The organism is Paenibacillus sp. MBLB1832 (assembly GCF_032271945.1).
In the GTDB taxonomy this organism is placed as follows: Bacteria; Bacillota; Bacilli; order Paenibacillales; family NBRC-103111; genus Paenibacillus_E; species Paenibacillus_E roseopurpureus.
Genome location: NZ_CP130319.1, coordinates 5,715,987 through 5,741,355, shown reverse-complemented (window position 1 = coordinate 5,741,355; position 25,369 = coordinate 5,715,987). Strand labels below are relative to the sequence as shown.

The window sequence follows — 25,369 nt, the reverse complement described above, 5'->3', positions numbered from 1 at the left end:
GCGGCACAATTAAGATACTCACGCTGCTGAAGCTGCGTTTTGCATGATAAAAAATAAAACTTATATCCATGGGAGGATTTTACAATGAACATCAACTTAACGGGGAAAATTGCACTTGTCACAGGATCGAATGCAGGGATTGGACGCGCGATTGCGCTGGCTTTAGCGAGTAATGGCGCGAAGGTTGGCGTGAACTGCTTGAACAATGTCGCGCAAGGGCAGGAAGTAGTGGCAGCGATTCAGGCGCTTGGGGGGGAAGCGGTGCTGGTACAAGCGGATGTTACCAATGTGGAGCAAATTGATAGACTTGTGAGTGAAGTGGAGCAGGCACTGGGCGGTACGATCGATATTCTTGTGAACAACGCGGGCCACTTGGTTCAGCGCGTGCCGAATGCGGAGATGTCAGAAGACATGTACGATCGCATTATGGATGTTAATTTGAAAAGCACCGTGTTCGTCTCCAAACGTGTCCTTGCAGGTATGAAAGAGAAAGGCTACGGTCGTATCGTGAACATGACGTCAGTAGCGGCTCATAACGGCGGCGGGCCAGGCTCCAGCATCTATGCAGCGAGCAAGGCGGCTGTGCTTACCTTCTCCAAAGGTCTTGCGAAAGAAGTTGCAGCCAGCGGGATCACGGTTAACAACGTCTCCCCTGGTTTTATCGGCAACACAATGTTCCACGCGACATTCACGACAGATGCAGCACGCCAAGCGACCGTAAGCGGGATTCCATTGCAGCGTGAAGGCACACCAGATGATGTAGCTGGGGCGGTCCTCTACTTGGCTTCTGATCTTGCGGCTTATGTGACAGGTGAAACGATTGAAATTAACGGCGGGATGATGATGCGATGAGCACAGTGACCCCATTAAGCGAAAAAGTTGAGAACAGGGCATGGGCGGCTTCCACCGCCCACCGCCTGCAAGCCGAAATCGACAAGCTCCAGCAAGCTGGCAGCTTAGTCATACCTAAAGAACCTGGGGGGTGGTGGCACCAGTATGTTTGTCCACACCATCACACCGAACTGGTGTTCGAAGATCATCTTGTAGATACCTCAGAATTCCTGTGTCCCCATGGCTGCGTGATCACGGGGGAAGCGTACCGCGGCGCGTGGCTCGTGTTCAAGCACCAGTCGCTGGCGCGCGTGGCGTTGCAAGCTGCGGCTGTTTATGCGGCACAAGGTGACTCGTCCTATGCTCAGATCAGTAAGCGATTGCTCGTGGAATATGCCGAGCAATTCCCGCTCTATCCTGTGCACCCAGAGGCGCAGAGCTGGATGCTGAAGGGACGGGCGTTTCATCAAGCGTTGACGGAGGCGATTTGGTCCACAACGTTGATCCGCGCGTACTTGCTGCTGCGGGACAGCGGTGTTCAATTCCAACCTCAAGAGCAAGCAGCCATCGACGTTTTCCTCGGGTTGCTGGCAGATAGTATGGAAGAATACCGTCACATTCTCATTCATGAACGGAACAATGCCGAGAACAATTACACCGCTTGGCTGAACGCGTCTTTATCCTGTGTGTATGCGGCTCGCGGTGAGCAACCTGCGCTCCAATCGCTAATTGAAGGCGAAGGCGGCTTCATCCACCATCTTTCGATCGGGGTGAAAGCTGATCAGTTCGAATTCGAGGGAAGCACATATTACCATGTTTTCGTGCTTCGTGCCTATCTCATCGCAGCCGAAATGGCGCAGCGCTTCGGTCTAGATCTCTACGCCGCGGCAGGCGCAGAGGGCCAATCCATGCGCGGCATGCTGCAGGCGCTGGCCGACCTGGCCGACGACCAGGGCGCGTTGCCGGCCCTGCACGACGGGCCGCTCGCGCGCGGGCCGTACGCCCGCGAGATCGCCGAGATCGCGGAGCAGGGGCTCGCGATCTACGGCCTTGCCGGCCTCGCGCCTGTGCTGCGCGAGGCGTACCGGCAGCTAGGCGCTGCTGAGCAGCTGGAAGCGCTGCTCTACGGCGCTGACCGCGCGGCCGCCACACCAGAGCCGCGCAGCTCGCGGCTCTGGCCGGAAGCCGGCTTCGTCATCGGTCGCCTCCCGGGTAACCCGCTATCGTTCCTCGCCGATTTCGGCGAGCACGGCGGGTCCCACGGCCACTACGACAAGTTGCATCTGACGTTGATGCACAAGGATCAGACCTTGACCCCCGATCTGGGGATGGTGCCTTACGGCTCGTCCATGCGCAGATCGTGGTTCGCGGAAACAGCCAGCCACAATACGGTGTCGCTGGCGGGTCAATCGCAGGCGCCGCATGAAGGGCGCTGCATCCGCTATGAGGAGACCGCAAGCTCGGTCTATGCCTGGCTGCAATCCGATGCCGCCTACGAAGGCTGCTCGATGAATCGACATCTTTTGCTCACAGACGAGTGGCTGCTCGATTGGTTCCATGTTGAACTGGCGGGCGAGGAGCCGCAGTCCATTGAATGGTGGATGCACCCTGTAGTCGCCATAGAAGCGGCGCAAGTGCCGCCGAAGGACCCAACGGCGTATAAGCTGCTGATCGCAGAGAAGGTAGCAGAAGTCCAGACCTTGAAGGAGCAGTACTTGCCAATCACGGGTCGATTCCTGTCGGAAATGCCGCGAGATGCTCACGGAGCGAGCCAGGTTGCAGCATCCTATCAGCTTACTGACATTGCGGGCAACCCAACAGGTGCAACCGTCTACCATACCGCGCTAATCCAACCAGGCGATGAACTGCTCGCTGTCAAAACGCCAGGCGATGCGATCGATCCAAGCCAATCTTTAACTGCGATGCTGCATCGACGTAACGATCGCAGAGCGGATTTCGTCCATGTATACCGTGTGGGTAGTCCCGTTGCGCTCACTCAGATCGCGGACAACGAAGTCAGCATCAAGGTACCGAATCAAGGCACTGTTCATATACAACTAACCACCGACAAGGGGCTTCAGCGCTCCTAACTTCGACTTTTTGGAGGGAAATACGATGACATTATCTCCACTTTATGAACCGCAAAGCGGCGTATTAACGGTCCAATACGAGCCGAATGAGCAGACGGTGCTGCTGGAAAACCCGCCTCGCTTCACGTGGATTCCCGCACAGCTGGAGCATGATCGTTATGTGCTGCAAATTGCGACATCGGAAGCATTCACATCTGATGAAACGCAAACAGTCCAGCCGATTCCCTATAACTTATATACGCCCGACAACGTCTTTAAACCAGGCACCTATTATTGGCGGTACGCATTACTTCAAGAAAACGGCGAACAGACCGCGTGGAGCCGTGTCAGACGGTTCGAAGTACCTGCGGATTTGCCAGAAACGCCGCTGCCAAGCAGGACGACACGATACGCAGTAACGAGCAGCGGGCACCCTCGGTTATGGCTGCAACCTGATGAAATCGACGCATTTAGAAGCCGCTTAACGACGGACCCTTCCTGCTGCGGTTTCGACATTTTTTTCGAAAAATCCGTCAAACCATGGATGGAGCGGGACTTCATTCCTGAGCCTCTTCATTACCCAGGAAATAAGCGCGTTGCGAAGCTATGGCGTCAAATGTACATGGATACCCAGGAAGCCTTGTATGCCGTTCGTCATTTAGCCGTGGCAGGCAAGCTGCGCAATGATGCTCAGATTCTAGATCGCGCCAAAGCATGGCTGCTCCACATCTGCACATGGGACATTAATGGCACAACGAGCCGCGACTATAATGACGAGGCTTCTTTTCGAACGGCAGGGGCGATTGCGTGGGGCTATGATTGGCTCTATGATCAGCTATCCGAGGAGGAGCGCAGGCACGTTCGCCATGTTCTTCTAGCGCGTACGCGCCAAATTGCACAGCATGTCATCGAGCACTCCAAAATCCATCACGTGCCGTTCGACAGCCATGCCGTGCGTTCCTTATCCAGCGTGCTCGTGCCATGCTGTATCGTTCTTTTGCAGGAAGAACCAGAGGTTCAGGAGTGGCTGGATTATACGCTGGAATACTACGCGTGTCTCTACTCGCCTTGGGGCGGAGCAGACGGAGGTTGGGCTGAGGGTCCGATGTACTGGACGACAGGGATGGCTTTCGTGACCGAAGCGATGAATTTGTTGAAGAAATTTACAGGAATCAACTTTTATGAGCGTCCTTTCTTCGCCAAAACAGGGGATTTCCCGTTATATGCGTTCAGTCCCGATACGTTGCGTGCAAGCTTCGGTGACCAGTCGACGTTAGGCGATCCCGTCAGTTTGAAGACAGGCTTCAACATTCGCCAATTTGCTGGAGTGACTGGAAACGGTCTGTATCAATGGTATTTCGAGCGGGTACGGGAGACCGATACCGATTCCGAAATGAAATTTTACAACTATGGCTGGTGGGATTTCCGATTTGATGACATGGTCTACCGCCATGACTATCCGCAAGTGGAGGCGGTAGCGCCAACGGATGCGAATATTCAGTCGGTCAAATGGTTCCGCGACATCGATTGGGTCGCTTTCCATTCGAATATGGCCGATCCAGAACGTCACATTATGCTCCTGACGAAAAGCAGCAAATACGGCTCTGTCAGTCACAGCCATGGCGATCAGAATGGGTTCCTCCTGCATGCTTATGGTGAGCCGTTAGCGATTGAGAGCGGCTACTACGTGGCATTTAACTCTACAATGCATATGAATTGGCGCAGGCAGACGCGCTCCACGAATAACATTCTGATTGATGGTTTGGGTCAATATGCTGAGAAGGACAAAGTGCTCAATATGGCAGCTAACGGGTTCGTTGAAGTAGCTGAGCAGCGCAAGGGCTACGGCTATTCTCGCAGCAACGCGACCGCGGCGTACAAGGAATACGTTCCTTACCTTGATAGATACGTTCGGGAGCTTTATTTCTTCGGCACCTACGTCGTCGTAGTTGATCATATCGATCTCGCACAAGCTGGATCTATCGATTGGCTGTTCCAAACGTTATATGAATTACAAATCAGTGGCCAGACCTTCAAAGTCCAGGGCCGCAAGGCTGACATGGACGGTCGTTTCGTCTATTGCTCATCGGGTGAGCTGGAGCTCTCTCAGCATCAGAGTTTCACTGACATCGATCCCTCCGAGATCGAAGGGTTGCCGCCGCAGTTCCATCTGAAGGCGACGACAAAGGCCGCACGCAGTCATCGGATCGCAACACTGCTCGTGCCGATTAAGCATGGCGAACCGAAATATGTGTCCTATTTTATGGACGATCAAGGGTTTGACGTGCACATTTACTTCACCGAAGATGGCGTCACGCACCGTGTGGAAGTACCCAAGGCCTATTAATTTCTTCCTCTAATATGTAAAAAAAGCGATCTCTTTCTGCGTGTCAGATGGGGGGTCGCTTTTTCCTTTTTTCACAAGTCAATTCAGCCGATTTCATAGTAAAACACCCCGTCGGGAAACCTAAGTAGGTGAAGAAATCAAGATGAACACCTATAGAAATCAAACATGATACCTAAAGTTCACGCATTGTAAGGGGTATCATTTTAACGGCATAATAAGAGCATAAAGACAACAATCACTCAAAACGAGGGGGATTCACAAGTGAAAAAATTCAAAACACTTCAAGTTATCGCAGCGGGCGCGCTTGCTGTTAGCTTAACAGCATGTGGTACTAATTCGGATAGCAAAAGCACAACAACACCAAGCGGCGGTGCAGCAGCAACAACAACACCAGCGGCTGAGAAGAAAGAAAACATCACGATTACATTCCAAAACATATATCCAGACCCAACGGATCCGAAAAATGGTATGTTGAAGAAAATTGTTAACGACTACCAAACGAAAAACCCGAACATCAAAATCGAGCTTGATTCCTTGAACACGGATCAACAAAAGCTTAAATTGAAAACGCAAGCAGCTTCCAAAGAAGTTCCAGACATCACGGTCGTGAACCCAGCTGCTCAGATGCAACCTTTCGTTGATGCGGGCCTATTCGCTCCATTGAATGATATGGTTGAGCAAAACGGACTTAAGGGTACGTTCCAAGAAGGTATCTTAAACTGGTATACATTCAAAAATAACATTTACGCATTGCCAGATGGTAACAACATCGCAGTTATTTACTACAACAAAGACTTGTTCAAGCAAGCTGGTATTGCTGATGTTCCAAAAACATTCGAAGAAATGGTTGCCGATGTGAAAACGTTGAAAGCTAAAGGCATTCAGCCAATGGCCATCGGTGAAAAAGATTCCTGGACAGGTTCCTTCTTGTTCATGAACGTATTGCTTCGTACAAACGGCGGTCCTGGCTTCTTACAATCCGTTGTAGACGGCAAGAAAAATTTCTCTGATCCTGCATTCACGGATGCCGTTAGCTCCTTCGAAGACTTGATCCAAGCGGGCGCATTCCAAGAAGGCGCAACTTCCTTCGATTACAACGCTGGTGAGAACTTGTTCAAAACGGGTAAAGCAGCGATGTACTTCATGGGCAGCTGGGCAACTGGCGGTATCGAAACATCTTCCGTTAACGGTAAAGTTGGCGTATTCCAATTCCCAACAGTTAAAGGTAAAGGTAACCCAGATGAGTTCATGTTGGCACCAGGATCCGCGTTCGCCGTATCCGCGAACAGCAAACACTTGAAAGAAACAAAAGATTTCTTGAACTACTTCATGTTGAACTTCCCTAAAGAAGCTTTCGCAGTTAAAGGCGCTGTTGGTATCGCACAAAAAGTTGACGGCGACTTCAAAGCTGCTGGTTACTCTGATATGGCTATGGACGTTCTTGGTTTGTTCAAGAAAGTGAAAGGCGGCGACCTTGCGTTCGATAACACAATGAACCCAGGTACTGCACAAGGTCACTTAACAAGCATTCAAAACCTCTTCGTTCAAAAAGCTGATCCTGCTGCTGTAGCGAAAGAGCACCAAACGGCTTACGATACGAACAAAAAATAAGATGTAGTACATTGTAGTAGCCCAATAGGGATTTGCCTTGAGTGCCGCTTGTGGTGCTCAAGGTAAGTTCCCATTGTTATATTACCATCCCCATGAAGGAGGCGAGCCAAGTGAATGTGTTAAGAGTCTCCAAGTGGACGATTGCCATGTTTGTACTGCCCTGTTTGATCATCTATGTTGGTCTTGTGTTTGTACCTATCCTTGTATCCATGTATAGTGGATTGCTGGAGTGGAACGGGATTGGCACATCGAAATTCATTGGACTTGATAATTTCCGTACGATGCTTTTCCACGATCCTGTATTTTGGCCATCTGTTAAACGCACACTGATGTTTGCTGTATTTTCCATGATTGAAATCCCAATTGCTTTGGGTGTAGCTATCTTGCTGAACCGTTTTATTAAAAAACCGAACTTTCTCGTATCAGCTTATTTTTTACCTGTTATTTTATCTGTTGTTATCGTTGGTCAATTATGGAAAACGATTTATAATCCAGCCGCAATGGGCGGTATGCTTAACCAAGTTTTAGATATGCTTCATTTACATAGCTGGACGAGATCGTGGCTAACCGATCCTAAAATTGCTATGTATTCCCTCTATTTTGTGGCCCTTTGGCAGTACTTGGGTTATCACACATTGATACAGTTCACCGGTATTCAGAATATTCCGGCTGATATTTATGAGGCGGCACGCCTCGATGGAGCAGAAGGCTTGAAAGCCGACTGGTATATTACTTTCCCTATGAATATTCCGATTTTCAAAATATCGATCGTCCTAGCTTTCATTGGATCCCTACAAGCGTTTGACATGATTATGGTCATGACAGGCGGCGGTCCTGCACACGCAACAGATGTGATTTCAACGTTGATGTACAACAATTCATTCCTTTCCTTGAAATATGGGTATGGAAGTGCGATTGCAGCCTTCTTGGTTGTGGTGTGTCTTGTGGCAACGGTTATTATTAACACACTATTTAATCGCCTAGAGAGAAAATTTTCGTGAGGAAGGGGAGTGTCACCATGCTAAACGCCAGGGATGCGGCTTCGGCCAAACCGGCCATCATACGGAGACGCAAAAGCTTCTCTATCCTAAAAATTATTGTCATCGCTTTTCTATCCTTACTTGTGGTCACACAGGTATATCCATTGCTTTGGCTGTTTATCTATTCACTGAAAACGAATGAAGAGATTCTTTCGGGTCGATTCTTCTCTTTGCCTCATGTGCTTCAATGGAAGAACTTCACCGATGCCACGAAGGCTGGTCATTACTTCCAGTACTTGAAAAACTCCTTATTCGTCACTTTGGTAACTATGGTATGCGTATTGTTCTTGAGTTCCTTAACCGCATTTGCGATTACAAGGTTCAAATGGAAATACGGTCAGCTGGTTATGGTGATTTTCTTGATCGGGATGATGGTTCCCATGCAGGCAACCTTGCTGCCGCTGATGATTATTTTCAAAAACATGCACATCTTGAACACGCATCTTTCGATTATTATGCCTTACATTGCGTTCCAGACGCCGATTGCGGTCTTTATCTTGAGCGGATTCATGAAATCCATCCCAGCCGAGATTGAGGAGTCAGCGGTTGTTGACGGGGCAGGGGTTTTCAAAATTTTCAGCGGTATCATTCTACCGATCTCGATTCCTCCAATGATGACAGTTTGTATCCTAACGTTCATCAACATTTGGAACGAGTACATTCTTGCAGCAACGTTCATCTCGTCCGAGCGCCTTAAGACGCTTCCGTTCGGGGTCAACAGCTTCGTTAGTCAATATTCCGTGAATTATGGAGCGATCGGCGCATTCCTCGTACTAGGCGCATTGCCGGTTATTCTGGTGTACTTCCTATTAGCGGACAAAATTACAAAAGGTATGGTAGCGGGAGCGGTGAAGGGGTAACTTCACCCCTCTCTTTTTTCATTTTATTTGCAGGCTGTGATAAAATAGCGAGTACTTTCTACGAAAGGGGAGGATGATGCGCGTGACACGAGGCTTTAATTCCATTCATAATCGGTTATTCATGCTATTTATTTCGTCCATGCTCGTGCTCGTGCTGCTCGTCAGCGTGCTGTATTATCAGAAGACAACGCAAATTATACATACAAAGATATCCGATTTAGCGCAAAAAAACATTTCACAAACCGTCGGTTTATTTGATTTGCTCTTGCAGGGTTATGATAGTATTACGAAATCATTAAATAGTAACTTCGAGATGCTTCGCTTGATCGAGGATCGCGACACCAATCCGGATATAACGGCCAGCATCTTAAATGAACGGACGATTACGAACATTCTAGGCGCGATTTATTATTCGCGGGATGACATTATTGGGATTCATGTGATCACCAATGCAGGTAAAAACTATAACTACGAGCGCGGGTTCGATAGCGTTATTGATATGAACTATTCGTCCACGGACTGGTATAAGAAGCTGCAAGATTCCTCAGGGGAGATGGTCTGGTTAGGGCTAGTGCAGGGCTCCGTCATTAACCAATTTCAGCGCGACCCGTTATTCGTTTTTGGTCGGAAGCTTTTCGATCTTACGGATCATAGGGAGATTGGCGTTATGCTCATCGAAACGAATCCAAGGCCAATCTTGGATGCACTTTCGAACGTAACGATCAGTCCGAATAGCCGCGTCTACATTGTGGATCGAGAGAACCGGTTGATTGCTACGCCAGCGGAAGATAAGGCGTCGACGCCTACGTTCAGCGGCCTGCCGCGCCCTGAAGGCAATGAGATCGTTATTGATGATCGAACGAACCAATTGATTGTCGCGGCGAATGCCAAGATGTCGGACTGGACGGTCTTCGGCCTTACACCGAAAGAGGATATCAATGCAGAGGTCGTCAAAACACGAGAATACTTATACGTCGTTATCGTTGTGCTTATCATCCTGTCGACGGCATTAGCGAGTCTCATCTCGCAAAATATCGCGTCTCCGCTGAAATTGCTCATCCGCGAGATGAAGCAGGTGGAGATGGGGAATTTCAAGGGCTCCGTGACGGTCAAATCGTTCGAGGAGATCAACTCACTGGTATCCTCTTTCAATCGCATGGTGAATCGGATGGATGAGTTGATCGAGCGCATCACACTCGCCAACATGAGTGAGAAGAATGCGGAGCTGCAAGCGCTGCAGTCGCAGGTTAACCCGCATTTCCTCTATAACACCTTGGATATGATCTATTGGATGCTCGATGAGCGCGAGAACGATCGGCTGGGCAAGGTCATCCTGGCTCTGTCGCATATGTTCCGCTACAGCAGTGACTGGCAGGAAGCGTCCAAGACGACGCTGCAGCAAGAGCTGGATCAGATGCGTCATTACATGACAATCATTGAGAACCGCTTGGAAGGCCGGGTTCGCACGGATATTCGGATCGATCCCGAGTGGCTGGATGTGGTCCTCCCCAAAATGACCCTGCAACCCATCATCGAAAATGCCGTGAAATACGGGCTGGAGCCATTGCGTGAGCCAGGAGTACTTAGTGTTTATGCCCAGGTGCACGAACAGGAATTGCATATCATCGTCTCCGATAACGGCGCGGGCATTGAGCCGAACTTACTGCGCCAGATGCAGGATAGACTTCTGGAGGATGCACGCTTGAGCGGCGATTTGAACGCGTACAAGGCAGGAGACAACGCGGAAACTCAGCTAGTCGAAGGGGGCAAGCGAACGCGCAGAGGTATTGGTCTGACCAATGTGCATCGCCGGATTGCATTAATGTTCGGAGATGCGTACGGATTGCGAATTCAGAGTACACAAGATGTAGGAACAACGGTCATCGTTGCGATGCCGCTTCCTCGCAGGGGGGGTTAACAAACATGGATATTCTAATCGTGGATGACGAGACCATTATTCGGGAAGGGATTCAGCGCACCCTGCAGAATCGGTTTCCCTCTTATACCATCCATTTGGCTGCTGATGCGGAGCAGGCGATCGCTTTGCTACGAAGTCAGACGATTCATATCGTCTTGACGGACATTTTGATGCCTGGCATGACAGGCCTTGAGATGATGAATGTATCGCGAAACCGTCACCCGCACGTGAAGTGGGTCGTCATTTCCGCGTACTCGGAGTTTTCGTATGCCCAAGAGGCAGTTCGACTCGGGGCGAAGGACTATCTGCTGAAGCCGATCGGCAAAGAAGTTCTGATTGAGATGATCAGGAAGCTGAGCGAAGAAATCGCTCACGATACGGAAATGAGCGAAGAGGCGGAGCTGCTGAAGGCGAACCGCAAGTTTCTGCAAGAAGCGGTGTTCCAGCGCTGGGTACAAGGACTCGATACAGGGCGTATCGATATGAGTCCGTTCGTCGAGCAGCACCCTTATTTTTATTTGATTATGGTCAAAATGGAGACCGATAAGGCCGTATTCCTCGAGAATTTCATTATCGAGAACGTCCTTGTAGAGTTGATTGAGCGCTACGGGAAGGGATTCGTCACCGTACACGACAGCAAGAGCCTCCTAGGCCTTGTTACGCCGCCTGAAGGTACAAGTGTCGCCCAGCTCGTTGAGGAGCTTAGGAGCCATCTGATCAAGTATCTGAAGGTGCCCTTCCAGATCATGAGCACCGAGCGCATCGATCAGTTCCAATCGGCCCCCGCGGAAGTGCAGCGGATGCGGCAAGCCTCCACGACGCAAGTCTACGAGCATCACGCTAGCGGCAGCGACCGTTCGGTTGAGGTCGCGCTTCAGTATATGCGTACACATTACCATGACGACCTTTCTCTGGAGAAAGTGGCATCCATCGTATATTTGAATCCTGTGTACTTCAGTCAGCTTTTCAAACAGAAGACAGGGCAAGGCTTTAAAGAGTTCGTCATTCACCTTCGGTTAGAGCAGGCCAAACAGCTGCTAATGAACCCCAAGCTGAAGCTGGCTGACGTTGCTGAACGGATCGGGTATCAGGATATGCGGCACTTTTCACAGGTGTTTCGGAAGAAGTATGGCGTCACACCTTCTGAGTTCAGACAGGAGCATACGGGTGATAGACCGGATACATTGTTGTCAAGAGATTGATGCTCATGCAATTCTCATCGAATTCTCAGAATGCTCGGTGAAAGCAGGCAGGGCGCGGTATTCCGTCTTCCTTGTTAAATATTAGGTCATTTGGTCTGTGTTATGGTAGTAGCAGGTCAAGCACCTCATATGGACAAGACGAAGGAGGAAATCAATCATGAATATTGTGAAAAAGAACCGCCTTAGCCGCTCGGTCGCAGGAATCGCACTTAGCTTATCCTTACTTGTGGGAGGCACAGCGCTGTTACAGCCGCAGGCTGCATCCGCCGCTACAGCAACGAGCACATCTCGTGCAGATAGTATTGTACGCACAGCCAAATCTTATATTGGCAAAGTTACCTACCGTTTCGGTACACGAGACACTAGCCGTCTCATTTTGGATTGCTCTGCTTATACACAGCTTGTATTTAGCAAGAACGGGATCTCTATTCCTTGGGGTTCCAGCGCGCAAGCGAAGCTGGGTACACGAGTTTCCACGAAAGCAGGTTTGAAAAAAGGTGATTTAATCATGTTTAGTGTATCCACACCTGGTCGAGTCAACCATGTTGGGATTTACATCGGAAATGGCCAATTCATTAGTAACACGAAGAGCTCTGGCGTTGTTGTCAGCCAATTGAACTCTGGTTATTGGAAAGACCGTTTTATTATGGGTCGTCATTTGAAATAGAACGTGGATATTGACCATCTCTCCCTTGGGATGGTATATAGTAGACAAACCATTGCAAGGGAGCACCTGATACCATGACATTGAAACTTGCTTTTGAAGCTGTGAAAAAGTTCCACGAAACCTTTGAACATCCTGTAGGCGCTGAGCCTCAGCGCCTATCGGAACAGCGGAAAGCCGCGCGTCTAGCTTGGATGCAAGAAGAGCTGAATGAATTCGCAGAAGCTGCTACATTGGAAGATGAAGTCGATGCGATGATCGACGAACTTTATTTCGTGCTAGGCACATTGGTAGAAATGGGTGTCGAACCTGGCCCGATCTTCGATATTGTCCAGCATGCGAACATGTCCAAAGTATGGCCCGACGGCAAAGTACACAAGAACGAAATGGGCAAAACGATTAAGCCGCCGCAGTGGGAAGACCCATTCGACAAAATTAGAGCTGAAATTGCTCGGCAACAAAAGAAGGAAAGTTGAGGTGAGGCTTGCATGGCCTTCCATCATCGGCTCAAAGAGCTGCGGGAACAGCAAAACTTAACGCTTCGCAAGCTTGGCGAGAAGGCGGGAATCTCGTATTCCATCCTCGTTTCTATCGAAAGCGGTCGAATCATTCCGTCGAAAGATGTCGCATTAGCACTAGCAATCGCATTGCGAATCGACGACAGGGAATCGTTCCTTACATTAACAGATAATCCCTCTCCACTATAATTGCATTACCCTATATTGTGTGGTACAGTAGAGTAGTCTTGAAGGGATAACCTTAATTGCGTATTGCAAAGGGTTCTCATTTATACGAGAATGAAACCTTTTCCAATGTGTAATTTTTTTGTTCGAAACAAGAAAAAAGACATGTTAATAAAACTTTGGAGGTATTACCCATGGCAGTAGGAACAGTTAAATGGTTTAACGCAGAAAAAGGATTTGGTTTCATCGAAGTTGAAGGTGGAAACGATGTATTCGTACATTTCTCCGCAATCGTTGGTGAAGGCTTTAAATCTTTGGACGAAGGCCAACGCGTTGAGTTCAACGTAGTTCAAGGCAACCGCGGACCACAAGCTGAGAACGTTGTTAAACTGTAAGCTTCGCTTGCACATATAGCATTCTCTAAGAGAGACCCTTACTTGTAAGGGTCTTTTTTGCGTTCAGAGATTGGGGTGACTGGTTGACCTTCCTTAACCGTGCATATCAACCCATCCCCCACTCACATGTCACCTCGAACCCGCTCATTTTCGGGGATCTATGGTAAATGGGGCTGATTAAGAGTGGTCAACCACTCTTATTCTCGGGATTTAGCTAGTTTTGGGTGAGATAGAGATGGTTGACCGCTGCTAAAGTTGGGTTGGAAGGTGGAATTGCGATGGAAGGGGCTTTTTAAGAGTGTTTAACCACTCTTATTTTAGGGAGTTAGCTAGTCTTGGGCGAAATAGGAGTGGTTAACCACAGCTAAAGTTGGACAGGAAGGTGAAATTGTGGTTCATCAACAATTGGCCAGGCCCATCTTCAGAGCAGCTGAGGTGGTGCTTGCGGCGCATGCCTAGGACGACGCCCAGTGCTACGAGGCGATTGCCATGCGCTGCACCGCTGTCCCGAAGAACTGTTCTTCGCGCGTTACGCGGCCTTATGGGCCCGAGTACGCTACAGGTGCCGAGCTAGGCGCCAGATAGCGGACTTTGCACCTGAGAGGTGGCGCTGGACCGCCAGGGCGCCACCAGCTGGGGCGCACACAGCTAACGTTATAGTATGCGGAGTCTACCGCACTGTCCTGACCGGGTCCTTCCATGGCAGCCAGCCTCAATGGCTATTACCGCAGGTTTGCCCTCTTCAGCAATCGCTTAATCGAGCGATTCGCTTCAGGCAGGACGATATTCTTATCCACCGTCCGCAGGATGCGGTTCTCCATGACGATCCGACCGTTGATAATGGTCGTCTCGACATCTGCGCGCGTCGCTGAGTAGACGATGCGCGAGATCGGATCCACGTCGTAGGACGGATACGTGTGAAAATTGTTGAGATCGAGTATCGCCAAGTCGGCTTTCTTGCCGACTTCGAGCGATCCGATCTCTTTCTCCATGCCGACAGCACGCGCGCCGCCGATCGTCGCCATGCGGAAGACCGTCTGCGCGTTCATCGCGGTTGGTCCGTGGATGGGCTTCTGGATGAGCGCCGCCAACCGCATCTCGTTAAACATATCGAGATTGTTGTTACACGGCGCTCCATCGGCACCTAAGCTGACGGAGATATCCAGCTTCAGCATATCTGGCGTCTCGGCGATCCCTGAAGCGAGCTTCAGGTTCGAGCCGGGACAGTGGCTGACATGCACGCCGCGCTCGTGGATGATCCGTTTTTCATCTTCGTCGAGCCAGATGCAGTGTGCCAAGATGAGCCGCTCGTTGGCCAAGCCGAGATGATCTAGATAAACGATGTTGCGCATGCCCGTCTCGGCTTGAACAATCTCAATTTCACCGCGATTTTCAGAAGCGTGTGTGTGCACTTTCACTTGGTAGTGCTCCGACAAGCTGCGCACCTCGCGCAGCAGCTCCTCCGTGCACGAGATCACAAAACGCGGCGAGAACGCATACTGTATCCGACCGTCGTCGTGGCCGTTCCATTTTTCGAGCAAATCCACGCTTTGCTGCAGCGAATCTGCCGTATTTTCCTGCAGAGCGAACGGCACTTCGTCTCCTTTATCCATCATGACCTTGCCGGATAAAGCCCTAATACCGCTCTCCGCGATCGCCTGAAAAGCAAAATCCGTGTGATGCACCGTCTCCATATCCACGATCGTCGTTGTTCCACTCTGAATGAGTTCGCCGATCCCGAGCATCGCCGAATAGTAGATCGACTCCTCGTCATGGGACGCTTCCAGCGGCCAAATCCGCTGTTTCAACCAATCCATCAGCTCGAGATCATCCCCTTTCCCGCGAAACAGCGTTTGGCAAAGGTGGATATGGGTCTGGATAAAGCCGGGAATGACGGTGCGATTCTTGGCATTGATGATCGTATCCGCAGGTGAAGCATCTAAGTTCGGCCCAATCGCGGTTATACGGTCATTTTCAATCAGCAAATCCCCAGTTAGAATGTCTCCGTTCGCGTTCATCGTCACGATTTGTGCATCTTTAATTAAAATAGTTGTCATCGTACAACCTCCTACTCTCCTAATGTATGAAGATTTAGGCACAAAAAAACTAGCCATGAAAAATATGCCGGTCTGCACATTTTTCGTAGCTAGAAATTTACGGTTTCTAAGTAGAGACCCTCAGTCCGATTACTGAGGTTATACGAAAGGTGATCTATGCAATTGTCGTGACTGCTTTCTTTAGAGTAAACGGCGGGGCATTTTTTGTCAACGATGTGTAAGTTAAGGTGACATGCCCTCCCTCTTTTTTGAAAAAAAAGCCTGTTTTCATTTAGGGAAATTACCCTATGCTCTACACAAACGGCCTTTTATTGGCTTCGGTGAAAAATTAGACATCATAGTGTGCCTATTCCTCATGGATGCCTTGCAAATTGTAGTTTAAGACCACTGACAGTGCGTATTATTTAGCAAAAGGGAATGTACTCTTTGAAATTTAGGATATAGGGTATTACTGCATGCTTATGGTTGACTGAACAGCTTTTTGAGGATGAATACGCACATGCTGCGATCTTATTTAAGTACCATACTCACGATCAGACAATCCTTCCCCTCCCCCATCTTCTCCAATTAGGTACTCTGAAAATACCCATCTCCCTCAACGCCAAAACGGTATCTTGCCAATTTGCTGTAAAAAAAGTTGCTAACTAATAGGTATAATTACCTAAATAATAATAGCTCGTCTCGTGTAATTTTATTCGAAAAAGTAGGTATTATTACCCTCAAAAAATTTTAATTGTATGTATAATTATGGAATATTAACATGTAATAATTTACATTAATGAAAACTTAAAATTTTCACAAAATATCCATATCTTCGGAAAATAATCAAACGATAGGTCTAAGTATCCTTGATATCATCGAATTTCATATGAAATTCACTCGCTATAAAAGCAAAAGACCGCCATCCAAATGATAGGCGGTAACTACAGTTTAGCAGAAGAGGCTTGGCTATTTGTCCCAACAAAGTCTATTTAATTCTAAGTTTTAAATTAGGTACTTATACCTAATTTTTTAATAAGAAAACCTATTTTAAATTATAGGTATAAAGAACTATTTATTCCACGCATCATTCCGGATGATTCAACGTCCCACTCCCCACCGAAAATGGCGTCGTCACTCCTTCATACATCACATGCATCGACATGCCCGAAGCGGCGTGGGAAAGGTTGTGGCAATGATCCATCCATAAGCCAGGATTATTGGCGACGAAAGCGACCTCATACGTTTCGCCGGGCTGTACATCCAAGGTGTCTGACCACCAAGGGCTTCCCGTAGTTGGTTTGCCATTGCGTGAAAGCACCAACATATGGTGGCCATGCAGATGCATCGGATGCTCCACATTGCCGCGATTGATGAACGTTGTTTTGACCAGATCCCCTTCCTTCACCATAAACATCGGCGCATCAGGGAACACCTTCCCGTTCAGCGTATAAAGGAAGTTGAAGTTCCGATTATAGAAGCCTAATTTATTATCTAAAATGAGTGTGAAATTGCGATCGAATTTGCTATCCGCATCAAAAGGCGTTGCCTTCGGGCTTCCATAGATAAGTGGATCGAACGCCAGTGTTTTCGGGATCTCAGGGACATTCCCTTGACCGTTTGGGGATAGCAGAATGCCTCCTTTCGCGTTTCCTTCCATCTGCAAAAAAACAGGATGATCTGGCATTGTAAATGTAAGATCGAAGCGACCGCCTGTGGGAACCATGACATGTGTATTCGTAAGAACATCTGGCTTATTCAAGTCAGTACCGTCGATGGCCGCGACTTCGAAAGGCGTTCCGACAAGTGTATACACTTGATCGACCCAATCGTCGGTATTGATCAGCCGCATGCGGACAGGTGTGCCTGGCGCGACGGCCTGACGATCAAGTTCATCTGAAGCGCCGATGGTGATCGCGCCTTTCCAACGATGGGACAGAACCGTAATATCTTTCACTGGCTGCGCCCCCGCCAAAATAGTTGTCACAGCCGAATCCTTCGGCTCTACGATGAGTGCCCCGAATAGCCCTAGGCTTACGGCTTCTCTGGAATCCTGATGCGAGTGGTACCAGAAGCTGCCCACTTGTTCAGCGCGGAAACGATACGTATAGGTTTCACCTGGCATCACCGCATTTTGCGTGGCACCAGCAACACCATCTTCTGCATTGGGAACGTCGAGGCCGTGCCAGTGCGCCGTTACCCCTTGCTCAATGTCGTGGTTCGTTAACGTCACTTCAATAAGTTCGCCTTCCTTCATGCGCAGCTCGGGCCCAGGAATTTGGGCGTTATAGGTCCATGCATCTATCGTTTTGCCAGAGGGCAGAGTGACCGTTTTTTTCTGTGCAACAAGGTCAAAATGACGATCAGGCGTCCCCTCTTTCGGACCCGTCAGCTCGGTGACGGCGACCATGCCTGGCATTCCTGCCATGGCGGTCATATCATGATGGGCATGCTCGCCAGAAGGGCCGCCGCCATAATCATGCGTGCCGCTTGCCATGTCGATCTCGGATGGCAGGACACTTTTATCCATCGCAAATGTGATGCCATAGTATCCGACCCCAGCAATAACAATGAGCACACCTGTCATCGTTAACATACGTTTCCATAGACGAGGCGCCTGGTAAAGCTCAACTTTGCTGACCTGCTTGGCGCGAAGCTGGTGTCTCCACCATAGTCCCGCTGACAGTAGAGCGAGAACAGCAAGAGGTACGGCGACCTGTAACCACTCGAACGGTGTTGCTGGAACTAATGCGAAGTAAAGCGAAGTGAGAGCGCTAAGCGCCGTTAGTTGGTAGGGAAAAATGAGTCTAGGGCTTGCAGCCAGTTGGAACATCATCGGTTCGATCTTACCGCTGCCTTCGGCTACTCCTTGCTTGGTTAGGGAGCGGAGCTTCATTAATAGAGGGACAGACACGAACCACATGCTCAAAAGCGGAAGAACGACCAGCGGTACGTTGAAGAAAAGACGGTCCTTCCAGAAGGTCGGCTCCATATGTTGCTGCAGCCAGATGATGGCCGCTGTGATCGCGGCAGCAGGTATGGCGGGGAACCACGCCCAGAACAATAGCTTGCGTGTTTTGCGCTGGAGCTTCTCTAAGCTGCCGCTGTATAGGAAACGGGATGCTTTCACGCTGCCGATCCAAGTGAAGATGACGTACAATAAACTGGCGCTTAATATCGTTTGAATACTAATGGTGTACACGGTTGAAAACCCTCCTATGCTCGATATGTCAAGTATAGTCCCTCCCTTCTAAGCATCAAACCGTCTGTAGACTAAGTTGCATCCTAGACTAAAGTTGGGGGATCAGAACCGCCTCCACTTGTAAACAATGGAAATAGTTTGCGTTTTCATAGCGGCTGTGTTATGATGAATCCAATCGACAAAAAGAACCTGAATTCACATATTGTAAAGGGTTTTCATTTTGTTAGTGAACCTTATACAATGTGTGAATTTTTTCTCTTTGAAGAATAAAACATGTTAATAATTTTTGGAGGTATTTCACAATGGCTACTGGTACAGTAAAATGGTTTAACGCAGAAAAAGGTTTCGGTTTCATCGAGGTTGAAGGTGGAAACGATGTATTCGTTCACTTCTCCGCAATTCAAGGCGAAGGTTTCAAAACTCTTGACGAAGGTCAAGCAGTAGAATTCAGCGTAGTTCAAGGTAACCGCGGACCACAAGCTGAGAACGTTGTAAAACTGTAATATAATTACAGAGACTGCCTTTACGCAAGTAATGGCAGTCTTTTTCAATTTAAGGCAGATGTTAGGTAACTTTAAAGCGAATGCTTACGAAGCCAGTTTTCTAACGAAAACTCTAAGGAGGTTTATCCATGTATTCCAGAAAAAAGTCGCTTGAAGAGATGCCTCTAGAAAATGTGACGATATGGTCTTGTGAAAATGAAGGCTGTAAAGGCTGGATGCGAGATAATTTTGCATTCGATCACGTGCCGACTTGCCATTTATGTCAGTCTAGCATGATTCGAAGTGTGAAGTTGCTTCCATTAGTGAATAACACGAATAGTGAACAGAAAGCGCTCAAGAAGGGCGTACAAATATAAGTAGTAGAGGACCCGGGGGCATAGCTGTCTCCGGGTTTTTTGTGTTACGATAAGAGGAAATGAGGCGGTACCGAGGTGTCTGGAAGAAGGACAACCTGTTCGCAATCCGAAGGAGGAAGAATCGCTGGTGAGACCACATAAACGGCGCCAATGGCCACTGCTGGCTGGTGCTTGCATCCTTGCGGCTAGTGCAGTGATTTTAATAGGCAAATCGCCATTTGAGGCGGTGCTCAACCAGAAGGAGGCTGACAAGGTTGCGGCACTAGCAACGCCTGTGCCTACGCCAACACCGCGTGTGGCGTTGGAGTTTCGCATGCTCGATCTCGATCGAGGCTGGGTGAAGTACGCAGACGGCGTCGTGCGGACCGAGGACGGCGGCGGTCATTGGCAAGAATTGGCAGATGCAGCCTCTGCGGAAGCTGCAGCGGATACGGCTGGCATTGAACCCGTCGGTATTGAAGCAATCCACAAGCTGTTAAGCTTGGAGACAGTGGATGTTATAGGGTATCCTGGCGTGCAGTCTGTAGCGCTGAACGGCACCACCTTTCCTGTGAAGCAGTCACAGTTTGTGACACCGAAGATTGGTTGGGCGCTTGTTCCTCGTACAGCGGATAGTCAAAGCCCTCTTTTGCTCACCGTTGATGGCGGTCAGACATGGGTAGACGGCATGACAGATGCGGCGAAGACAGCAATTCAAGGGGAGAAAGCGCATTTGCAGCAGCTGGAGACGGAAGCCGCTTTGTATACCGATGCAGCTGGGGCTAAAGCAGCGATGAGCGCGAACTGGCGGCTCTTCCCCGATCAAGCATCGCCAGGCGATGTGGTGCTTGTTCGTCACAAGGAGCCAGGAAGCATAGCCTGGCAGGACAAGACCTATACGCTGCAGCCGTTCGATGCGGGGTATTTCACGTATTTGCCGATTGGGATGAGCGTCAAGCCAGGCGCGTATCCGATCGGTGATCAGACGCTGACAATTAAAGCGAAGAAGTTCGAGACACAGTATCTGAAGGTAACCGAGCAGATGGAGAGCATGAAGCAGGATACGGCGCGCATTAACGCGGATCAGAAAAAGATTGATCTGGCGCGGAGCAAGTCGGAGCCGACTTTTTTGTTCAACGGGCCGTTTGTGAAGCCGATCGAGGGGATTTTGACCACGCCGTATGGGTACACCCGTTATGTGAACGGGAAATATGACAGCTCGCACATGGCCTTGGATCTGGCCGCCAAAGAAGGCACACCGATCAAGGCCACGAACGACGGGGTTGTCGCGCTGGCGGAACCCCTGTATTTGACCGGCAATTCCATCTATATTGACCATGGCATGGGGCTGTTCTCGCAGTACGCGCATCTCTCCGAACTGCGCGTCAAAGCTGGAGATCGCGTGAAACAAGGCGATATCATCGGGCTTGTCGGCACCACCGGCTTCTCAACGGGGCCGCATCTGCACTTTACTTTTTGGGCGCATAATATTCAGGCTAATCCGGATTTATTTTTTAATACCACACCGTTCAAGTGGACGAAGTAAAAAAACAAGCCCTGAGGGAATCCTCTAGGGCTTGTTTTGTGCTTTTGTTACTTTTTCTTTTTTCTGCTTTTACCGTGATTCGGTTTGTTATCTCTCTGGTCCTTATCGTGATTTCTTTGTTGTTGGTCGTGTGTTGTCATGACATTAGCCCACCCATCTGATTTATCTGAGACATAAATATTGTACTCATCTGGGGATGAAGATAAGCAGCCACTTTGTGCCATTTACTATTTATCATCGAGTAATTCATATGCTTTAGCCAAGTAGTCTTTTAGAAAAACTAATGGTATAATAAGGAACAAATGTTCGCGGATGGAGAATTGTGATGCAAACCATGGTCAACATGTCTGTGCGCTCGCTCGTGGAATATGTGTTTCGCAGCGGCAGCCTGGATTCGGAATTTCGGTCAAGCAAGGCGCTGCGAGATGGCACGAAGGCGCATCAGCGCATTCAGAAGCAATACGGCGATTCCGATCAACACGAGGTGTATGTATCAGCGGAGATCGTATATGAGGGGATTTTATTTGTTATAGATGGGCGCTGCGACGGGTTGCTGCTAGGTGCGGATGGCGACATGTTGACGGTGGATGAGATCAAATCAACGTCGTCAGATATCGCGCTCATACCGGAGGATGGCTACCCTGTGCACTGGGCACAGGCGAAGTTCTACGCTTATATGGTGGCGAGAGACCGCGGGCTGGGCACGATGCGGATTCAACTTACGTATACGCAGGTGGATACGGAGGAGACGCGGCATTTTGTGCAGGAAGCCACATTGGAAGAGTTGGAGGCTTTCGTGTATGAAGTGATCGCGCGCTACCATCCCTATGCCCATTTGAAGCATGAACACGAGCAACGGCGGAATCGGAGCATCAAAGAGCTGCCGTTTCCTTTTGCTCAGTATCGGGAAGGACAGCGGAAGCTGGCTGGCGCGGTGTACACGTCGATTCAAGACGAGCACAAGCTGTTTGCTAAGGCGCCGACGGGGATCGGGAAGACGATGTCGACGCTGTTTCCCTCTGTGAAAGCGATGGGCGAGGGATTGCTGCAGCGGTTTTTCTATTTGACGGCGAAGACGATTACGCGGACCGCGGCGGAGGAAGCTTTTACCCTTTTGCAGGAGAAGGGCTTACGGTTGCATGTTATCACGATTACGGCCAAAGAGAAGGTGTGCTTGAAGGAGGAAGTACGGTGCACGCCTGAGTATTGTGAATTCGCCGACGGCTACTTTGACAGAGTGAATGATGCAGTGCTGGATTTGCTGGGGCATGAGACAGTGATGACACGCACGGTGATCGAGACGTATGCGCGGAAGCATCGCGTGTGCCCGTTTGAGTTTGCGCTTGATGTGGCTTATGCAGCGGATGCGGTGATCTGTGATTATAATTATATTTTTGACCCGCGGGTGAATTTGAAGCGGTTGTGGGATGAGCAGAAACGCTACACAGCGCTGCTGATCGATGAGGCGCACAATCTGGTGGATCGCGCGCGGGAGATGTATGCCAGTGATCTGTCTAAGTCGGCTTTTCTAGCGCTGCAGCGCGAGTTCAAAGGCGTTCGCAAGGAGCTTCACGATACGGCTAAAGGGATCAATGCGTATTTCATCGCGCTCCGCAAGAGAATGGGAGAACGGGAGATGCTGGTGGAGGAAGCGCTGCCTGAGACGTTGCTTGATCTAGTGGAGGCTTTTATTCTTGTAGCTGAAAAAGAGTTAGGGAGCGGACTCTCGCAGAGTTCGTTGTTGCTCGAGGCGTATTTCAGCGCACACAATTTTGTTCGCACTTCTAAGCTGTACGACGAGCGTTATGTGACGCTTTCAACCGATGATCGGAATGAGGTTAGCGTGAAGCTGGCTTGTTTGGACCCCTCTCACCTCTTGAAGCAAATGGGCAAGGGGTATCGCTCGCATGTGTTTTTCTCAGCGACGCTGTCGCCGTTGTCCTACTATATGGACGCGCTGGGAGCAGGGGAGCATGATTACTCGGTGAAGGTTCCGTCACCGTTTGCGAAAGAGCAGTTAGACGTGCGGATTCAGCCCATTTCGACACGTTACCAAGATCGCGAGAAGAGTCGAACGTTGATTGCGCGTTCGGTGTATGAGCTGGTCACGGGGCGTGCGGGCAATTATTTGGTGTTTTTCCCGTCATACGCGTATATGAGCAGTGTGTATGAGGCGTTCACGGATCTCGTCGTGATGAACGAGGGGCCGGAGGGGCATCAGCTAGAGGTGTTGGTGCAGCAGGCGAAAATGTCCGAAGAGGAGCGGGAGCACTTCCTTGCTGCGTTTCAGGCAGGGGCAGCGCGGACAGTGATTGGCTTCGCTGTGATGGGCGGCATCTTCTCCGAGGGCATTGATCTCGTTGGCGATCGGCTAACGGGTGTCGTTGTTGTGGGTGTAGGACTGCCGCAATTGGGGCCTGAGCGTAATCTGATCAAGGATTACATGGATTCCACAGGCAAGAACGGGTACGACTATGCCTATGTCTATCCTGGCATGAATAAAGTGCAGCAGGCGGGAGGACGCTTGATCCGATCGGAGACGGATCACGGCGTCCTGCTGCTGATCGATGATCGGTATTTGCAGCCGCGCTATCAGCGATTACTGCCAGAGGAGTGGCGCGACTATTCCGTGCTGCCGATACAGCGGTAGGTGGGCGGCAAGGGGTACTGTGTGCTGGAAAGCTGGACGGTTGATGTTGAAGACGTACGTCTATCGTTTGCATGGCGAATTGGGTTGTCTACACACGCCGAAAAGGCTAACCATGAAGAGGAAGTGTCTACTCATGGTTAGCCTTTTCTTTGTGGGACAGAACGTAGATGCGCTAATCATCCGATATTTGCACTGGACGTGTACGGACTACAGCGACATTCGATAAATCTCCACCACGTCCGCGCGTGTCAACTTGCGGAAGTTGCCGAAGTCGCCGTAGATCATCGCCTTGTCAGCCATGAGCTCGATGGTCGTGTCGTCGATGTTGTAGTCCGCCAATCGGCTCGGTGCGCCGATGGAGGTGAAGAAGGCGCGCAGTGCGGCGATGCCTTCCTCGGCAACTTGCCGATCAGTTTTACCTGCGCTGTCGATGTGGAACACGCGCTCGGCCATCTGCTTGAAGCGTCCCACGTTCGCGTCCAGCGTGTGGAGCATCCAGTTCGGAAAGAGAATAGCGAGTCCGCCGCCGTGCGGGATATCATGGACAGCAGAAACCGCATGCTCCAGATTGTGCGTCGCCCAATCGCCGCGAACGCCCATGCTGAGGATGCCGTTCAGCGCCATCGTTCCGCTGTACAGAATCGTTGCACGATGCTCCAGGTTATTCAAGTCCGCTAGCAGAAGCGGTGCCGTCTCGATAACCGTACGCAGAAGGGATTCACAGAAGCGATCCTGCACGGGGGAGTTGGCATCGTGATGGAAATATTGTTCAATAACGTGCGAGATGATATCAACCATCCCGTAGACGGTTTGATTTTCAGGCAAGGAAGTCGTGTGAGCAGGGTCAAGGATCGAAAATTTCGGGAAGGCGTGGGGACTGCCCCAGCCGAGCTTATCCTGGGTTTCCCAGTTCGTAATCACCGAACCAGAGTTCATCTCAGAGCCCGTGGCCGCAATCGTGAGAACGGTTGCTAACGGAATTGCTCCTGTAGCGGCCGCTTTACGCGTCGCGATATCCCAGAAATCGCCTTCGTATTTGGCGCCAACCGCGATGGCTTTCGCGCAGTCGATCACGCTGCCGCCGCCAACGGCAAGGATCAAATCAATGCTATGCTGACGGCACAACGCAACACCGCGGTGAACCGTCGTTAATCTCGGGTTAGGCTCGACACCGCTCAATTCGATGACCGTGGCATCGAGACCTTGCAGCAGCTGCATCACGTTATCATAAATGCCGTTGCTTTTGATGCTGCCGCCTCCATATACGAGCAGAATGTGCTTCCCGTACTTCGGCACCTCGGTGCTAAGCTTAGCTAACTGTCCCTGACCGAAGTGAAGGGTGGTTGGATTATGGAAAGTGAAGGAATTCATTGTAGCGCCTCCTTAGTGAGCGTAGGTATCAGACTTCTGCCTAATTATAGAGTACAGATACTTAAAAATAAAATTTTGCGACACCTCCCCCTTTTATTCAAAGTAA

Annotated in this window: 19 protein-coding genes and 1 riboswitch; of the genes, 16 read left to right on the top strand and 3 right to left on the bottom strand. The window is 49.9% G+C overall.

Translation table 11 applies throughout. The annotated features are described in order from the left end of the window. Window positions 1-84 precede the first annotated feature (84 nt). The 12 genes from MJB10_RS26090 (at window position 85) to MJB10_RS26035 (ending at window position 13,620) form a co-directional block, all read left to right on the top strand. Complete coding sequence (locus tag MJB10_RS26090) at window positions 85-852, top strand: SDR family NAD(P)-dependent oxidoreductase (protein ID WP_314800122.1); 768 nt, start codon at window positions 85-87, stop codon at window positions 850-852. After that, window positions 849-2,921, top strand: a complete 2,073-nt coding sequence (locus MJB10_RS26085; protein ID WP_314800120.1) for a heparinase II/III domain-containing protein — start codon at window positions 849-851, stop codon at window positions 2,919-2,921. Before MJB10_RS26090 ends, MJB10_RS26085 begins: the two co-directional genes overlap by 4 nt. 25 nt (window positions 2,922-2,946) lie before the next feature. Continuing rightward, window positions 2,947-5,247, top strand: a complete 2,301-nt coding sequence (locus MJB10_RS26080) for a DUF4962 domain-containing protein (protein WP_314800118.1) — start codon at window positions 2,947-2,949, stop codon at window positions 5,245-5,247. A 261-nt stretch (window positions 5,248-5,508) separates the two neighbouring features. Beyond that, complete coding sequence (locus MJB10_RS26075; RefSeq protein WP_314800116.1) at window positions 5,509-6,858, top strand: extracellular solute-binding protein; 1,350 nt, start codon at window positions 5,509-5,511, stop codon at window positions 6,856-6,858. Between the two features lie 110 nt (window positions 6,859-6,968). Beyond that, the gene (locus tag MJB10_RS26070) at window positions 6,969-7,859 is read left to right on the top strand and encodes a carbohydrate ABC transporter permease (protein ID WP_314800114.1); all 891 of its coding nucleotides are present in this window, start codon (window positions 6,969-6,971) and stop codon (window positions 7,857-7,859) included. A 17-nt stretch (window positions 7,860-7,876) separates the two neighbouring features. Next, window positions 7,877-8,758 carry a carbohydrate ABC transporter permease gene (locus tag MJB10_RS26065; protein WP_314800112.1) on the top strand — a complete coding sequence of 294 codons (882 nt, stop codon included), beginning with the start codon at window positions 7,877-7,879 and terminating at the stop codon, window positions 8,756-8,758. Window positions 8,759-8,834: 76 nt separating this feature from the next. Further along, entirely contained in the window at window positions 8,835-10,676 is a 1,842-nt protein-coding gene (locus MJB10_RS26060; RefSeq protein ID WP_314805861.1) for a sensor histidine kinase, read from the top strand. Window positions 10,677-10,681: 5 nt separating this feature from the next. Then, a complete protein-coding gene (locus MJB10_RS26055; RefSeq protein WP_314800110.1) occupies window positions 10,682-11,878 on the top strand; it encodes a response regulator in 1,197 nt (398 codons plus the stop codon). A gap of 157 nt (window positions 11,879-12,035) precedes the next feature. Beyond that, on the top strand, window positions 12,036-12,545 hold the full coding sequence (locus MJB10_RS26050; protein WP_314800108.1) for a C40 family peptidase: 510 nt from the start codon (window positions 12,036-12,038) through the stop codon (window positions 12,543-12,545). Window positions 12,546-12,619: 74 nt separating this feature from the next. Beyond that, entirely contained in the window at window positions 12,620-13,018 is a 399-nt protein-coding gene (locus MJB10_RS26045) for a pyrophosphohydrolase domain-containing protein (protein ID WP_314800106.1), read from the top strand. Window positions 13,019-13,030: 12 nt separating this feature from the next. Further along, window positions 13,031-13,249: a helix-turn-helix domain-containing protein gene (locus MJB10_RS26040; RefSeq protein ID WP_314800104.1), complete on the top strand. Its 219-nt coding sequence runs from the start codon at window positions 13,031-13,033 to the stop codon at window positions 13,247-13,249. 170 nt (window positions 13,250-13,419) lie between these two features. Further along, a complete protein-coding gene (locus MJB10_RS26035; RefSeq protein ID WP_314800102.1) occupies window positions 13,420-13,620 on the top strand; it encodes a cold-shock protein in 201 nt (66 codons plus the stop codon). Window positions 13,621-14,342: 722 nt separating this feature from the next. Here MJB10_RS26035 and MJB10_RS26030 read toward each other — a convergent pair. After that, window positions 14,343-15,677, bottom strand: a complete 1,335-nt coding sequence (locus MJB10_RS26030) for a 5'-deoxyadenosine deaminase (RefSeq protein ID WP_314800100.1) — start codon at window positions 15,675-15,677, stop codon at window positions 14,343-14,345. A gap of 66 nt (window positions 15,678-15,743) precedes the next feature. Next, window positions 15,744-15,843, bottom strand: a riboswitch (purine riboswitch). A 900-nt stretch (window positions 15,844-16,743) separates the two neighbouring features. Beyond that, window positions 16,744-18,858 carry a multicopper oxidase family protein gene (locus MJB10_RS26025; protein WP_314800098.1) on the bottom strand — a complete coding sequence of 705 codons (2,115 nt, stop codon included), beginning with the start codon at window positions 18,856-18,858 and terminating at the stop codon, window positions 16,744-16,746. A gap of 302 nt (window positions 18,859-19,160) precedes the next feature. On the opposite strand from MJB10_RS26025, the gene MJB10_RS26020 reads away from it, so the two are divergent. The 4 genes from MJB10_RS26020 to MJB10_RS26005 all read left to right on the top strand — a co-directional run bounded on the left by MJB10_RS26020 (window position 19,161) and on the right by MJB10_RS26005 (window position 23,892). Beyond that, on the top strand, window positions 19,161-19,361 hold the full coding sequence (locus tag MJB10_RS26020; RefSeq protein ID WP_314800096.1) for a cold-shock protein: 201 nt from the start codon (window positions 19,161-19,163) through the stop codon (window positions 19,359-19,361). A gap of 128 nt (window positions 19,362-19,489) precedes the next feature. Continuing rightward, window positions 19,490-19,717 carry a cold-shock protein gene (locus tag MJB10_RS26015; protein ID WP_314800094.1) on the top strand — a complete coding sequence of 76 codons (228 nt, stop codon included), beginning with the start codon at window positions 19,490-19,492 and terminating at the stop codon, window positions 19,715-19,717. A 127-nt stretch (window positions 19,718-19,844) separates the two neighbouring features. Further along, on the top strand, window positions 19,845-21,242 hold the full coding sequence (locus tag MJB10_RS26010) for a M23 family metallopeptidase (RefSeq protein WP_314800093.1): 1,398 nt from the start codon (window positions 19,845-19,847) through the stop codon (window positions 21,240-21,242). Between the two features lie 325 nt (window positions 21,243-21,567). Next, the gene (locus tag MJB10_RS26005) at window positions 21,568-23,892 is read left to right on the top strand and encodes an ATP-dependent DNA helicase (RefSeq protein ID WP_314800091.1); all 2,325 of its coding nucleotides are present in this window, start codon (window positions 21,568-21,570) and stop codon (window positions 23,890-23,892) included. Between the two features lie 207 nt (window positions 23,893-24,099). On the opposite strand, the gene MJB10_RS26000 is transcribed toward MJB10_RS26005, so the two are convergent. Then, entirely contained in the window at window positions 24,100-25,263 is a 1,164-nt protein-coding gene (locus MJB10_RS26000) for an iron-containing alcohol dehydrogenase (protein ID WP_314800088.1), read from the bottom strand. Window positions 25,264-25,369: the final 106 nt, after the last annotated feature.